This window comes from Serratia sp. CY38905 (assembly GCF_052168875.1).
Lineage (GTDB): Bacteria > Pseudomonadota > Gammaproteobacteria > Enterobacterales > Enterobacteriaceae > Serratia > Serratia sarumanii.
In genome coordinates this window covers 127,581-141,275 of the sequence record NZ_JBJNLV010000005.1, presented here as the reverse complement: position 1 = coordinate 141,275, position 13,695 = coordinate 127,581, and the positions used below count along the sequence as shown (strand labels likewise).

General features: G+C 64.2%; 15 protein-coding genes. 9 read left to right on the top strand and 6 right to left on the bottom strand.

Going from position 1 to position 13,695, the window contains the following annotated elements:
* The 6 genes from ACJ8MK_RS13605 to paaY all read left to right on the top strand — a co-directional run bounded on the left by ACJ8MK_RS13605 (nt 1) and on the right by paaY (nt 6,119).
* Complete coding sequence (locus ACJ8MK_RS13605) at nt 1-1,530, top strand: 3-hydroxyacyl-CoA dehydrogenase (protein WP_442517820.1); 1,530 nt, start codon at nt 1-3, stop codon at nt 1,528-1,530.
* Nucleotides 1,527-1,967 carry a hydroxyphenylacetyl-CoA thioesterase PaaI gene (paaI, locus tag ACJ8MK_RS13600; protein ID WP_033635105.1) on the top strand — a complete coding sequence of 147 codons (441 nt, stop codon included), beginning with the start codon at nt 1,527-1,529 and terminating at the stop codon, nt 1,965-1,967. Before ACJ8MK_RS13605 ends, paaI begins: the two co-directional genes overlap by 4 nt.
* Nucleotides 1,964-3,169 carry a 3-oxoadipyl-CoA thiolase gene (pcaF, locus tag ACJ8MK_RS13595; RefSeq protein WP_442517819.1) on the top strand — a complete coding sequence of 402 codons (1,206 nt, stop codon included), beginning with the start codon at nt 1,964-1,966 and terminating at the stop codon, nt 3,167-3,169. Before paaI ends, pcaF begins: the two co-directional genes overlap by 4 nt.
* Before the next feature lie 15 nt (nt 3,170-3,184).
* The gene (gene paaK, locus ACJ8MK_RS13590; protein WP_038872175.1) at nt 3,185-4,492 is read left to right on the top strand and encodes a phenylacetate--CoA ligase PaaK; all 1,308 of its coding nucleotides are present in this window, start codon (nt 3,185-3,187) and stop codon (nt 4,490-4,492) included.
* Nucleotides 4,493-4,571: 79 nt separating this feature from the next.
* Complete coding sequence (paaX, locus tag ACJ8MK_RS13585) at nt 4,572-5,510, top strand: phenylacetic acid degradation operon negative regulatory protein PaaX (RefSeq protein WP_033647864.1); 939 nt, start codon at nt 4,572-4,574, stop codon at nt 5,508-5,510.
* A gap of 12 nt (nt 5,511-5,522) precedes the next feature.
* The gene (paaY, locus tag ACJ8MK_RS13580) at nt 5,523-6,119 is read left to right on the top strand and encodes a phenylacetic acid degradation protein PaaY (protein ID WP_033635110.1); all 597 of its coding nucleotides are present in this window, start codon (nt 5,523-5,525) and stop codon (nt 6,117-6,119) included.
* A 38-nt stretch (nt 6,120-6,157) separates the two neighbouring features.
* On the opposite strand, the gene ACJ8MK_RS13575 is transcribed toward paaY, so the two are convergent.
* From ACJ8MK_RS13575 to ACJ8MK_RS13555, 5 genes are all read right to left on the bottom strand, one after another.
* The gene (locus ACJ8MK_RS13575; protein ID WP_442517818.1) at nt 6,158-7,555 is read right to left on the bottom strand and encodes an amino acid permease; all 1,398 of its coding nucleotides are present in this window, start codon (nt 7,553-7,555) and stop codon (nt 6,158-6,160) included.
* Between the two features lie 55 nt (nt 7,556-7,610).
* Nucleotides 7,611-7,793: a hypothetical protein gene (locus ACJ8MK_RS13570; protein WP_072021620.1), complete on the bottom strand. Its 183-nt coding sequence runs from the start codon at nt 7,791-7,793 to the stop codon at nt 7,611-7,613.
* A gap of 58 nt (nt 7,794-7,851) precedes the next feature.
* On the bottom strand, nt 7,852-8,223 hold the full coding sequence (locus tag ACJ8MK_RS13565) for a RidA family protein (RefSeq protein WP_060452558.1): 372 nt from the start codon (nt 8,221-8,223) through the stop codon (nt 7,852-7,854).
* A gap of 1 nt (nt 8,224) precedes the next feature.
* Nucleotides 8,225-9,022: an alpha/beta hydrolase gene (locus ACJ8MK_RS13560; protein WP_101427097.1), complete on the bottom strand. Its 798-nt coding sequence runs from the start codon at nt 9,020-9,022 to the stop codon at nt 8,225-8,227.
* 147 nt (nt 9,023-9,169) lie between these two features.
* Nucleotides 9,170-10,081: a LysR family transcriptional regulator gene (locus ACJ8MK_RS13555; protein WP_103772243.1), complete on the bottom strand. Its 912-nt coding sequence runs from the start codon at nt 10,079-10,081 to the stop codon at nt 9,170-9,172.
* A 98-nt stretch (nt 10,082-10,179) separates the two neighbouring features.
* On the opposite strand from ACJ8MK_RS13555, the gene ACJ8MK_RS13550 reads away from it, so the two are divergent.
* Nucleotides 10,180-10,797, top strand: coding sequence for a glutathione S-transferase family protein (locus ACJ8MK_RS13550; protein ID WP_033647870.1), 618 nt, complete (start codon nt 10,180-10,182; stop codon nt 10,795-10,797).
* A 4-nt stretch (nt 10,798-10,801) separates the two neighbouring features.
* Nucleotides 10,802-11,716, top strand: coding sequence for a pyridoxamine 5'-phosphate oxidase family protein (locus tag ACJ8MK_RS13545; protein WP_342135717.1), 915 nt, complete (start codon nt 10,802-10,804; stop codon nt 11,714-11,716).
* A 38-nt stretch (nt 11,717-11,754) separates the two neighbouring features.
* Here the strand turns inward: ACJ8MK_RS13545 and ACJ8MK_RS13540 are convergent, their stop codons facing one another.
* Entirely contained in the window at nt 11,755-11,970 is a 216-nt protein-coding gene (locus tag ACJ8MK_RS13540) for a glycogen synthase (protein ID WP_033635117.1), read from the bottom strand.
* Between the two features lie 211 nt (nt 11,971-12,181).
* On the opposite strand from ACJ8MK_RS13540, the gene gabD reads away from it, so the two are divergent.
* Complete coding sequence (gene gabD / locus ACJ8MK_RS13535; RefSeq protein WP_060387985.1) at nt 12,182-13,657, top strand: NADP-dependent succinate-semialdehyde dehydrogenase; 1,476 nt, start codon at nt 12,182-12,184, stop codon at nt 13,655-13,657.
* Nucleotides 13,658-13,695: the final 38 nt, after the last annotated feature.

Sequence of the window (13,695 nt, the reverse complement as noted above, 5' to 3'; positions counted from 1 at the left end):
ATGAACGCGCCCCTTATTAACGGCCAGGTGGCGGTGATCGGCGCCGGCACCATGGGCATCGGCATCGCCCAGGTGGCCGCCGCCGCCGGCCACCCGGTGCGGCTGTTCGATATCGCGCCCGCCGCCGCCCAGCGCGCGATCGACGATCTCGCTCGTCGCCTGCGCCAGCGGGTAGACGGCGGCAAGGCCGACGCCGCGCCCACCGAAGCGCTGCTGGCGCGCCTCGAACGCGCCGACTCGCTCGAGCAGCTGGCCGACTGCACGCTGGTGATTGAAGCGGTGGCGGAAAATTTGGCGATTAAGCAGAGCCTGTTTCGCGATCTGGAGGCGATCTGCTCGCCCACGACGCTGTTCGTAAGCAATACCTCTTCGCTGTCGATCACCGCCATCGCCGGCGCACTGCAACACCCGCAGCGCATGGCCGGGCTGCACTTCTTCAACCCAGCGCCGCTGATGAAACTGGTGGAGATTGTCAGCGGTCTGGAGACCGGTACAGAGACCCTCGCCGCACTGCAGGCCCTGGCGCAGCGCTGGGGTAAGCAAAGCGTCGTGTGCCGCTCGACGCCCGGGTTTATCGTCAACCGCGTGGCGCGGCCGTTCTATGCCGAAACCCTGCGCGCGCTGGAGGAACGGGTGGCCGACGCCGCCACGCTGGACGCGGTATTGCGCGACGCCGGCGGCTTCGCCATGGGCCCGCTGCAGTTGACCGATCTGATCGGCCAGGACGTCAATTACGCCGTGACCGAATCGGTGTATCAGGCCTTCTATCAGGATCCACGCTTCACTCCCTCACTGGTGCAGCAGGAGCTGGTGGCGGCCGGGCGCCTCGGCCGCAAGTCCGGCCGCGGTTTCTACCGCTACGACGCACCGCGATCCGCCGCCGCGATCGCCTTTTCGCCTCCGGCGCAGGCCGCATTGCCGCAACGCGTTACGCTGCACGGCGACTGGTCTTCGCTGGCCGATTTGGCGGAACTGTTGATCGAAAATGCGGGGGCGATCAAACAACCCGGCCAGACCAGCCCGCACGTCACGATCGACGACGTTACACTGATGTTAACCAATGGTAAAACCGCCGGCCAACTGGCCGACGAACGTGGAACGCCCGTGGTGCTGTTCGATCTCTGTGCCGACTATGCGCACGCTTCCGCCATCGCCATCAGCTGCGCGGCGCAAAACGATGCGCAACACAATGCCAAAGCGATTCGCCTATTGCAGTCCCTTGGCAAGCAGGTCATTCAACTGCCGGATTACCCCGGCCTGCTGACGATGCGCACCCTGGCCATGCTGGCCAACGAAGCGCTCGACGTGGTGAACAAAGGTGTCGCCAGCGCCGAAGATACCGATCTGGCGATGCTGCGCGGCGTCAACTATCCGCGCGGCCCGCTGGCCTGGGGCGCCGCGCTCGGCTGGCGCCACATTCTGGCGACGCTGGAAAACCTGCAACGCTATTACGGCGAAGCGCGCTATCGCCCAATGCCGCTGCTGCGCCGCTACGCTTCCCCCGCCTCTTTCCCAGGAGCCGAACGATGAACGCCAATACGCCGCGCGCGCTGGCTCAGCGCTGCGCCGAACAGATGTTCCAGCAAGATACCTGCGCTCAGGCGATGGGAATGCACATCGACGCCGTCGACGCCGGATACGCTCAGGTCAGCATGACCGTCGGCCCGCAGATGCTCAACGGCCACCAGACCTGCCACGGCGGCCAGCTGTTCAGCCTGGCGGACACCGCCTTCGCCTACGCCTGCAACAGCCAGGGGTTGGCGGCGGTGGCCTCCGGCTGCAGCATCGACTTCGTCCGCCCGGCGCTGGCCGGCGACCGCCTCACCGCCAGCGCGGCGGTGCGCCATCAGGGCAAAGCCACCGGGCTGTATGACGTCGAAATCGTTAACCAACGGGGCAAAACCGTCGCCTGGTTCCGCGGCCGCGCGCACCGCCTCGGCCACAGCATTTTAGGAGATCAGGCATGAATCAGGCATTTATCTGCGACGGCGTGCGCACCCCGATCGGCCGCTATGGCGGCGCGCTGGCCCAGGTGCGCGCCGACGACCTGGCCGCCCTGCCGCTGCGCGTGCTGTTGGAACGCCATCCGCAGGTGGATTGGGCGCAGCTGGACGACGTGATCCTCGGCTGCGCCAACCAGGCCGGGGAAGACAACCGCAACCTGGCGCGCATGGCGCTGCTGCTGGCCGGCGTGCCGGTCGGCGTTTCCGGCACCACGGTGAACCGCCTGTGCGGTTCGGGCCTGGATGCGCTGGCGATGGCGGCGCGCAGCATCAAAGCCGGCGACGCCGGGCTGCTGCTGGCGGGCGGCGCGGAATCGATGACCCGTGCGCCGCTGGTGATGGGCAAGGCCGACAGCGCCTTCAGCCGCCAGGCGCAGCTGTACGACACCACCCTCGGCTGGCGCTTCGTCAATCCGCGGATGCAGGCCGAGTTCGGCACCGATTCGATGCCGGAGACCGCCGAAAACGTCGCGGCGCAGTTCAACATCAGCCGTGCCGATCAGGACGCCTTTGCGCTGCGCAGCCAGCAGCGCGCCGCCCGGGCGCAGGCGCTGGGCCACCTGGCGCAGGAGATAGCCCCGGTCAGCCTCAGCGGCAAAAAAGGCGCGGTGACGCTGTTTAGCCAGGATGAACACCCGCGCCCCGACACCACCTTCGAGCAGCTGCAGGCGCTGAAAACCCCGTTCCGTCAGCCCGGCAGCGTCACCGCCGGCAACGCCTCGGGCCTGAACGACGGTGCGGCGGCGCTGATCGTCGCCTCCGAAGCGATGGCGGCGCGCCAGGGGCTGACGCCGCGCGCGCGCATCGTTGCCACCGCCACCTGCGGCGTGGAGCCGCGGCTGATGGGCATCGGCCCGCTGCCGGCCACCCGCAAGGTGCTGGAAATCGCCGGGCTGAGCCTGGCGCAGATGGACGTTATCGAACTGAACGAAGCGTTCGCCGCCCAGGCGCTGGCGGTGATGCGCCAGCTTGGCCTGCCGGACAATGCCCCGCAGGTCAACCCCAACGGCGGCGCGATCGCTCTGGGGCATCCGCTGGGCATGAGCGGCGCGCGCCTGGCGCTGGCCGCCCTGTTTGAACTGGAACGGCGAGCCGGCCGCTACGCGCTTTGCACCATGTGCATCGGCGTCGGCCAGGGCATCGCCATGATCATTGAGCGTGTCTGACCCCTGAGGCTAACCATGACAATAAATCCACAGCCCCTCGAAACGATCGAATTCGCCTCGCGCGATGAGATTGAAGCGTTGCAGCTGACGCGTCTGAAGTGGACGCTGCACCACGCCTACGACAATGTGCCGATGTACAAGCGCAAATTCGACCAGGCCGGCGTACACCCCGACGATCTTAAGCAGCTGAGCGATCTGGCGCGCTTCCCCTACACCACCAAGCAGGATCTGCGCGACAACTACCCGTTCGACACCTTCGCGGTGCCGATGGAACAGGTGGTGCGCATCCACGCCTCCTCGGGCACCACCGGCCGGCCGACGGTGGTGGGTTACACCCAGCGCGACATCGATAACTGGGCCGATATCGTCGCCCGCTGCCTGCGCGCCGGCGGCGCCACCGCCAAAGACAAGGTGCACGTCGCCTACGGTTACGGCCTGTTCACCGGCGGCCTTGGCGCGCACTACGGTGCGGAGCGGCTCGGCGCGACGGTGATCCCGATGTCCGGCGGCCAGACGGAACGCCAGGCGCAGCTGATCCTCGATTTCAAACCCGACATCATCATGGTGACGCCGTCCTATTGCCTGACGCTGATCGACGAGCTGGAACGCAAGATGGGCGGCGACGCGCGCGGCTGCTCGCTGCGGCTCGGCGTGTTCGGCGCCGAACCCTGGACCGAAGCCCTGCGCCACGAAATCGAAACCCGCATGGGCATCAAGGCGCTGGACATTTACGGCCTGTCGGAAGTGATGGGGCCGGGCGTGGCGATGGAGTGCCTGGAAAGCGGCGGCGGCCCCACCATTTGGGAAGACCACTTCCTGCCGGAGATCATCTGCCCGGAAACCGGCGTCGCCCTGCCGGACGGCGAGCACGGCGAACTGGTGTTCACCACCCTGACCAAAGAGGCGCTGCCGGTGATCCGCTACCGCACCCGCGATCTCACCCGGCTGCTGCCGGGCGACGCACGCCAGATGCGCCGCATGGGAAAAATCACCGGCCGCTCCGACGACATGCTGATCATCCGCGGCGTCAACGTCTTCCCGTCGCAGGTGGAAGAGCAGATCATGCAGTTCGAGCAGCTGTCGCCGCACTATCAGCTGCAGGTCAGCCGCAGCGGGCACCTGGACACGCTGGCGGTGCGCGTCGAGCTGAAAGAATCGGCGCTCAGCCTCAGCCACCAGCAGCGTTGCGACATCTGCCACCAGCTGCGCCACCACATCAAATCGATCGTGGGCGTCAGCACCGACGTCAGCATCGCCAACTGCGGCGATATTCCGCGATCGGAAGGCAAAGCGCAGCGCGTGGTCGATTTGCGGCCGCGCTGAAGCGCACGGCGTCACGGATGACGCCGCCCCAAATTAGGCGTAATGTTATGGCTCATCGAAGGCTAACCCATGGAAAAATATGGAACATAAACTGGATGAGTTCATTCGCCATGCCGTCGACGCGCAGCCGATCAGCGGCACCTCGCTGATCATTTCGCTGTACGGCGACGCGCTCAGCCACCGCGGCGGCGAAGTGTGGCTCGGCAGCCTGAGCGCGCTGCTGGAGGCCTTCGGCTTCGGCGATCGCTTCGTGCGCACCTCGGTGTTCCGCCTGCAAAAAGAAGGGTGGCTGGCGGTGGAGAAAATAGGCCGCCGCAGCTTCTACCGCGTGACCGAGCAGGGAATGCGCCAGTTCCGCCACGCCGAATCGAAAATCTATTTGCGCGAGCAGCCCGCCTGGGACGGCAAGTGGGAGCTGTTGCTGCTGGAAAGCGCCGAAAAAAACGCGCGTGCGCGGCTGAAAAAAGAGCTGGGCTGGCTCGGGTTCGGGCAAATCGCCAGCAACCTGATGGCCGCTCCCACCCATGCGCAAACCGACGTGACGGCGCTGCTCGGCGAGCTGAACGCCAGCGAGCAGGTAATTTATTTCCGCGCCGATTATCCCTACAACCGCTCCGAGCAAACCCTGCAGAAATTGGTGGCCGACTGCTGGTCGCTAAGCGAGGTGGCGGCCGGCTATCACGAGTTTATCGTCTCCTTCCGGCCGCTGATGGCGCTGCTGCGCGAAGTCGATCCGGCGGCGCTGACGCCGCTGCGCTGTTTCCAGATTAAGCTATTATTGATTCACTTCTTCCGTCGCGTGGTGTTGAAAGATCCGCTGCTGCCGGACGCGCTGCTGCCCGCGCAGTGGGAGGGCCAGATCGCCCGCAACCTGTGCATCAATCTTTATCAGCAGGTCGATCGCGCCGCGACGGAGTACGTCAGCGCGCTGGCGGAAACCACCATCGGCGCCCTGCCCGCGCCGGCCGCCGGCTACTATCGGCGCTTCGGCGGCCTGCCGCGCGACCCTACATATTAAGGAACTCACGCTATGCCTGTGTATCAGATTGACGGCCTGACGCCGGTCGTTGACCCCAGCAGTTACGTGCACCCGACGGCGGTGCTGATCGGCGACGTGATCGTCGGCAAACACGTGTACATCGGCCCGAACGCCAGCCTGCGCGGCGATTTTGGCCGCCTGGTGATCTGCGACGGCGCCAACATTCAGGACAACTGCGTGATGCACGGCTTCCCGCAGCAGGACACGGTGGTGGAAGAAGACGGCCATATCGGCCACGGCGCCATCCTGCACGGCTGCCGCATTCGCCGCAATGCGATGGTGGGCATGAATGCGGTGGTGATGGACGGTGCGGAGATCGGCGAGAACACCATCGTCGGCGCGATGGCGTTCGTCAAAGCCGCGGCGACTCTCGAAGCCAACAAGCTGGTGGTCGGCAGCCCGGCGCGCGTGTTGCGCGATCTGACCGAGCAAGAACTGGCCTGGAAGATCGCCGGCACCCGCGAATATCAGGATCTGGTTCAGCGCTGCAAATCCTCGCTGCGCGAAGTGGCGCCGCTGACCGAAATCGAACCGGGCCGCCAGCGCCTGAGCTTCGGCGACCACCTGATCCCGAAAAGCCAGCTGTAATCCCCGGGGCTGAGGCGCGCCTCAGCCCCTCTCCCGCATTACTCCACCTCTGGCGCCTTGAACGGCGACGGCGCCGCCGCGCGGCGGCTTTGGAAGCGGTAGGCCGCCACCAGCAGCAAGGTGAACGGAATACCGAACCACAGCGTCATGCGGAAGAATTCGGTAAACGCGGTCGAGATCATCAGCGCCGCCATCAGCCCGGCGCCCAGCAAGGTGGTATAGGGGAACCCCCACATGCGGAATTTCAGGTGGGTCTGCCGATGCCGGCGGCGGAAGAACAGGTGGGTGACGAAAATCATCAGCCAGGTAAAGCAGGCGCCATACACCGAAATAGACATCATGGCGGCGAACGAGGTTTCCGGCGCCACCAGGCTCAGCACGATAGACACCACGATGCCGATGCACGACATCGCCAGCGCATTGACCGGAATGCCGCGCCGGCTAACGCGCCCCAACGCCGCCGGCGCCTGCCCGGCGCGCGACAGCGAGAACATCATGCGGGTGGTGATATACAGCTGGCTGTTCATCGCCGACAGCGCCGCCACCAGCACGATAAAGTTGAAAATACCGGCGGCGGCGGGCAGATGGATGACGTTCATCGCCATCAGGAACGGGCTTTCACCGGTGCCGGACTGGCGCCAGGGCACGATGGCCAGCATCAGAGCGATCGACAGCATGTAGAAGATGAACAGCCGCACGAGGGTGCCCTTGAACGCCGCCTTCACCGCAATCACCGGATTTTTCGCCTCGCCGGCGGCCACCGCGATCATTTCAATGCTCAGGTAGCTGAAGATGGACACGATCGTTGCGAACCACATGCCCTTGACGCCAAACGGCATGAAGCCGCCGGCGGTCAGGTTGCGCAGGCCGTAGGCCGGGTTGCCCGAGAACGCCAGCATGCCGATGCCAATCAGAATGAACGCCACGATCGCCGTCACTTTGACGGTGGACAGCGCGTATTCCACCTGGCCGAACGACTTCACGCCGATCACATTGACGACGATCACCGCCGCCGAGAACAGCAGCACCCACGGCCAGGTCGGCGTCGCCGGGAACCAGAACTGCATGTACATGCCGATGGCGGTAACTTCGGTGCCCACCGCCAGCACCACGCAAGACCAGTAGGAATAACGCACCAGAAAACCGAACAGCGGGCCGAGGTAGAATTCGGCATAGTCGCCGAACGAGCCGGGCGTCGGGTGTTCGGAGGTCATTTCCGCCAGGCACCCCATCAACAGCAGCGCAATAACGCCGCCGATCAGGTAGCTCAGCAATACCGCCGGCCCCGCCATCTGAATGGCGTAGGCGCTGCCGAGAAACAGCCCGGTGCCGATGGCGCCGCCGATCGCCAGCATCGACATCTGCCCGGCGGTAAGATGCTTGTTCAACCCGCCCTGACGGCGGGCGATATGCTCAAAATCATTCATCTGTGGCATGGCTGTGTTCCCGAGCGAAGTTAGGCGGTACGGGTGACGTCGAGAATGGCGGCGGTCACGTAGTCGATATTGCCGGGGTTGAGCCCCGGCAGGCACATGCGGCCGGGCGAAAATCATTCTGCCGGTCGTAATAGAGGCCAATGCCTAAATTCACTTTTTGCGGATTGGGATCCTGCAAATAGACACCCATCAGCGATGGAACAGAATCGGCCGCGGAAGGTGCAATCTGTTTAAACATGACGCATCCTTAACTCGTTATTGAATTAATATGAAGACGGACTTAATGAGAAATTAAATCAGGCGATGGCGCTGACGGTAATTTCTATTTTCATTCCCGGCACCACCAATTTTTCGACAATAACCGTGGAGCGATTGGGATAAGGATAATTAAAGTATTTCCGGTAAATATCATCGAGCAATTTAACGTCGTTAACGTCGGTGAGATAAACCATTACCTGCAGCACCTTATCGCTGTGGCTGCCCGCCGCCTTCAGCGTCTGGGCCAGGTTGTCGAAGGTTAACGCAATCTGTCGCTCCGGCGCGCCGGTCTCGATGCTGCCGTCCGCCCGCACCGGGCCGTGGGCGGTAAACAGCATGCCGCCGCCCCGGGTAGCCCAGGAAAAAGGCTGGCCGATCTCCGGCAGTCCGGTCGCTACGATTTCGCGCATGTCAGTGGTTACCGTGGTGGTCAAGTTGGCGAAGCAGCGCGCCGTCGGCGGCGAACAACGCATCCAGAATGGTGAAATGATTGGCGCCGGGCACCGCGACCAGATCGGCCGGTAGCCCGCCTTGGCGCAGCGCCGCGTGATAGTGCTGCGACTGGCCGATCAGTTCCGGCAGCTCATCAGCGCCGTAATACAACGTGAGCGGCTTACTGCGCGCCGGCAGCCGGCGCGCCGGGCTGAGCGTTTCAATCTGCCGCGCGGTCAGCTGCAGCGCCCGGTTGACATAGCTCTCTTGCAGCGGCGCCAGTTCGAACAGGCCGCTGACGGGAAAGACCGCATCCACCAACGCATGCCGCTGCCAAAACGCCGCCAGATGCCCGCCGGCGGAATGGCCGCACAAATGCACCGGATGGGCATAGTGCGGCGGCAGACGACGCTGAATGGCATCAAGCGCCGCCCCCACCTGGCGACAAATGGCGTCAAGATTAACCGCCGGCGCCAGCGCATATTCCACCAGCACCACGTCAAAACCCAACGCCAACGGCCCGGCGGCGATAAAGGCGAAATCCGCCTTATCGCAGCATTGCCAATAGCCGCCGTGAAGAAAAATTAACGTGCCCTGGTGCTGCTTTGCAGAATAAAGCCAATCAATCGTCTCGCGTTCGCTTTCGCCATACGCAATATTCTTTTCATGCTTAGCATGATGATAAATAGCCGCGCTGCGAGTTTGAAATGAAGTCAAAATAGCGTCTTCATTATCCACCGTGGCGCCGTTGTCATAGCTCCCTGCAAGTTGTTTCATATATTAAACTTCGTTTATTATTTAAGATATGAATTAACTATTAGCACCGGCAACATTATTGTCAAGATGGGCGCATCAGCAATGCGCGCCCGGTAAAATAAAATGAGACAGGCGGCGAAAAAGTTTAACCCATGAAACTTTTCGCGCTTATTTTCCCCGCCCGTCCGGCTGAATTTGCGGCAATGCGCTGAGCCGTTCAAACGCATAATCCCAAAAGGCGCGCACCTTGAGCGGCATGCGCTGCGCCTGCTGCGCCACCAGCTGTACCGGCATCGGCAACGGTTCATGGTCCGCCAGCAGCCGCACCAGCGTGCCGGCGGCCAGATCGTCCGCCACCTGATACGAGAGCAGCCGGGCGATGCCCTTGCCGGCGCGCACCGCCAGCAGCTGCGCCTCCACGTCGTTGAGCAACAGCCGGGGAGCCAAGCGCACGCGCTCGCCGTTTTCCTGCGGGCCGAAGCGCCATTCGCGCAGCGACGGCCGCTGGGTGCCGACGATGGTGGCGTGCTCCGCCAGCTGCGCCGGCGAGCGCGGCTCGCCGCAGCGCGCCAGGTAAGCCGGGCTGGCGACCGTCACCCGGCTGACCTGCCCCAGCCGCCGCGCCACGCGGGAAGAGTCCTGCAGATGACCGATGCGCACCGCGATATCCAATCCTTCGTCAATCAGATCGAGATTGCGATCGTTCAACACCATTTCGATCTGCATCTGCGGGTAGTCATCGAGAAACGCCATCACCACCGGCGCCACGTAGCGGCGGCCGAACTGCACCGGCGAGGTGACGCGCAGCAAGCCGCTCAGCTGCGCTTCAGTGGTATCCTGCACCACCGCCTGATAATCCTGCAGCAGCTGTTGCGCGCGCTCCAGCAGGCGCACGCCCGCCTCGGTAGGCGCCAGCCGCCGGGTGGTGCGCTCCACCAGCCGGGTGCCGAAACGCTGTTCCAGCGCGGCGATCGCCCGGGTGATCGCCGGCGCCGAGCGCCGCAGTTTGCGCCCAGCGGCCGCCAGGCTGCCCTGCTGCACCACCGCCACGAAGATGGCCAACTCGTCTAATCGATCCATAGACTCTTCCGAAAAATGAAATTATCAATTTCCACATTGCCGGATTCCGCTCATTCGCCGCAAGAGTATGCTGAAAAAAAACAGTGAGGAGAAACGCCATGTCCACCATCACCCTCTACGGCACCCCGCTTTCCGGCCACGTTCACCGCGTGGCGTTGCTGCTGCGCATGCTGGCGCTGCCCTATGAATGGGTAGAAGCCTCGGCGGAAGTACGCCAGAGCGCGGCCTTTCGCCGGCTCAACCCGTTCGGCCAGATCCCGGTCTTGCAGGACGGCGATCTGACGCTGGCCGACAGCAACGCCATTCTGGTCTATCTGGTGAAGCGCTATGCGCCGAACAGCCACTGGCTGCCGGAACAGCCGGCGGCGGCGGCGCGAGTGCAGGCCTGGCTTTCCAAAGCCGCCGGTGAAGTGCGCTACGGCCCGGCCTCCTGCCGGCTGATCGCCCAGTTCGCCGTGCCGGAGGATTATCAGGCGGCGCGGGCAATCAGCGATCGTTTTCTGCCGCAGATGGAGCAGCACCTGAGCGAGCGCGGCTATCTGGCCGGCGAACAGGCGACCATCGCCGATCTGGCCTGCTACAGCTATGTGGCGGTCGCGGCCGAAGGCGGCATTTCGCTGGCGCCTTACCCCGCCATACGCCGCTGGGTGGCGAGCATCGCGGCGCTTCCCGGCTTCTTCGCCATGCCGGCTCTGCCGGAACCGGCGGCGAGCTGACGCCATGATCTCGCAACGGTTCCACCCCGATGAGCTGCGCGCGCAAACGCTGGCCGGTTTCGATCGCGTGGGCGGCGGCATCTACCCCGCGATGCCGGATCAGCACCGCGCGTTTTTCGCCGCACTGCCCTACCTGTTTGTCGCCACGCTGGACGACCAGGGCTGGCCCATCGCCACCCTGTTCAGCGGCCCGCCCGGGTTTTTACGCACGCCGGACGACACGCACCTGCGCATCAGCGCGCCGCGCCGCAGCGACGATCCCGCCCAGGCGCTGTTGCTGCCCGGCAAACCGGTCGGCGCGCTCGGGCTCGACTTCAGCAACCGGCGGCGCAACCGCGCCAACGGCACCGTCGGCCGCACCGACAAAAACCGGGTGGAGATCGTCGTTCACCAAAGCTTCGGCAACTGCCCGCAGTACATTCAGCGCCGCGAACTCTACCCGGTGGAGAGCCGGCCACAGCCGGTTGAGCATTTAGCTTCGCTCGATGCGGCGGCGCAGGCGCTGATCCGCACCGCGGACACCAGCTTCGTCGCCAGCGGCGCGCACCTGGAACTGGCGCAGGGCGGCGTCGATATTTCCCATCGCGGCGGGCGGCCCGGCTTTATCCATCTGGAAGGCGACACGCTGTGGATGCCGGACTTTCGCGGCAACCGCTATATGAATACGTTGGGCAACCTGCTGGCCGAACCGCGGGCGGCGCTGCTGTTCATCGATTTTGAGCGCGGCGACGTGCTGCATCTGCAGGGAAAAACGCAGATCCTCTGGCAGGCGGAAGGACATCCCGGCGTTGAAGGGGCGGAACGCTATTGGCGGTTTGACGTTCACCGCGCCTGGCGTTTTGCGGCGGCGCTGCCGTGGCGGGGACGCGATCTGGAATATTCGCCGGCAACGCTGGCGACCGGGGTGTGGCACCGCTGAAATGAAAAGCCCCGCTGCGGCGGGGCTGAATCGGAAGATTACAGGCTGTGTTCGGCCGCCGATGCGGCCTGATAAAGCTGACGAAAATAACTCAACCGCGCAAAGAACAGGCGGCTTTGCTGTTCCGACATATTGCCGGCCACCTGCCCGGCGTCAATCTGCCGCCCTTGCCATTCCATCAGGGCGATGCTCGACGCCAAAAAATCCATTTCGCTGCCGTAGGCCGCGAGATGTCTGTCCACTGATTTCATCATTCGCACACTCCTTTTAATCACATCGAAAAGGGTCATATGCCTGCTCTTTCAGTATCGGCCCGGCGGCGGATATTTTTTGTACAGAAGGTGCGCATGAAGAAAACGCTCATCTTGTCGCCGCTACGGCAAACGGCGGCGGCAAAGTTTGCTAGGGTAAAGGGTAGCCGTATGGGATAGACCATTCTGTTGAACTCAGCAAAGGAAGAGACCAATGAGCACCAGCATTAGCGCTACCCTCAAGGATCCCACGCTGTTCCGCGAGGCCAATTACATCGACGGGCAATGGTTGCCGGCCCAAGCAGGCCGTTCGATCGCCATTCATAATCCCGCCAACGGCGAGCTGGTCGGCCACGTGCCGGCCTTCGGCGCCGAAGAAACCGCGCGCGCCATCGCCGCCGCCAAGAAGGCGCTGCCCGCCTGGCGTGCGCTGACCGCCAAAGAACGCGCCGGCAAGCTGCGGCGGCTGTTTGAACTGATGATGGAAAATCAGGACGATCTGGCACGCATCATGACGGCGGAACAGGGTAAACCGCTGGCTGAAAGCCGCGGTGAGATCGCCTATGCCGCCTCCTTTATCGAATGGTTCGCCGAGGAAGGCAAGCGGGTCTACGGCGACACCATTCCGCAGCCGCAGGCCGGTCGCCGCATTATCGTGCAGAAAGAGCCGATCGGCGTGTTCGCCGCCATCACCCCGTGGAACTTCCCGGCGGCGATGATCACCCGCAAAGCCGGCCCCGGCTGGGCCGCCGGCTGTACCGGGGTGATCCGCCCCGCCAGCCAGACGCCGTTCTCGGCGCTGGCGATCGCCGTGCTGGCGGAGCGCGCCGGGCTGCCCGCCGGGGTGTGCAACGTGATCACCGGCCCCAGCAAGGGCATCGGCGGCGAACTCACCGCCAACCCGGATGTGCGTAAACTCTCCTTCACCGGCAGCACCGAAGTCGGCGCGCAGCTGCTGGCCCAGTGCGCGCCCACCATCAAGAAAACCAGCATGGAGCTGGGCGGCAACGCGCCGTTTATCGTGTTCGACGACGCCGATCTGGACGCCGCCGTGGCCGGCGCGGTCGCCTCGAAATACCGCAACGCCGGCCAGACCTGCGTCTGCACCAACCGTTTTCTGGTGCAGGACGGCGTATACGACGCCTTCGCCGCCAAACTGAAAGCCGCCGTCGCCAAGCTGAAAGTCGGCAACGGGCTGGATGAGGGCGTCACCATCGGCCCGCTGATTAACCCGGACGCAGTGGAGAAAGTGCGCGAGCATATCGCCGACGCCGTCGAACACGGCGCATCGGTGCTGCTGGGCGGCAAGCCTGACGCGCTGGGCGGCAATTTCTTCACCCCGACCATCCTGACCGACGTGCCGCGCACGGCGAAAATCTTCCGCGAGGAGACGTTCGGCCCGGTGGCGCCCCTGATCCGCTTCAGCCACGAGGCCGACGCCGTCGAACTGGCCAACGACACGCCGTTCGGCCTGGCCGCTTACTTCTACAGCCGCGACATCGGCCGGGTGATGCGCGTGGCCGAAGCGCTGGAGTACGGCATCGTCGGCATCAACGAAGGGCTGATCTCCACCGAGGTGGCGCCGTTCGGCGGCATGAAGCACTCAGGTTTGGGGCGCGAAGGCTCAAAATACGGCATCGAAGACTATCTCGAAATCAAATACCTGTGCCTTGGCGGTTTGGGCGCCTGATGCGATGGGCCCCCGCGCCTGCGGGGGCCCTGTCTGGC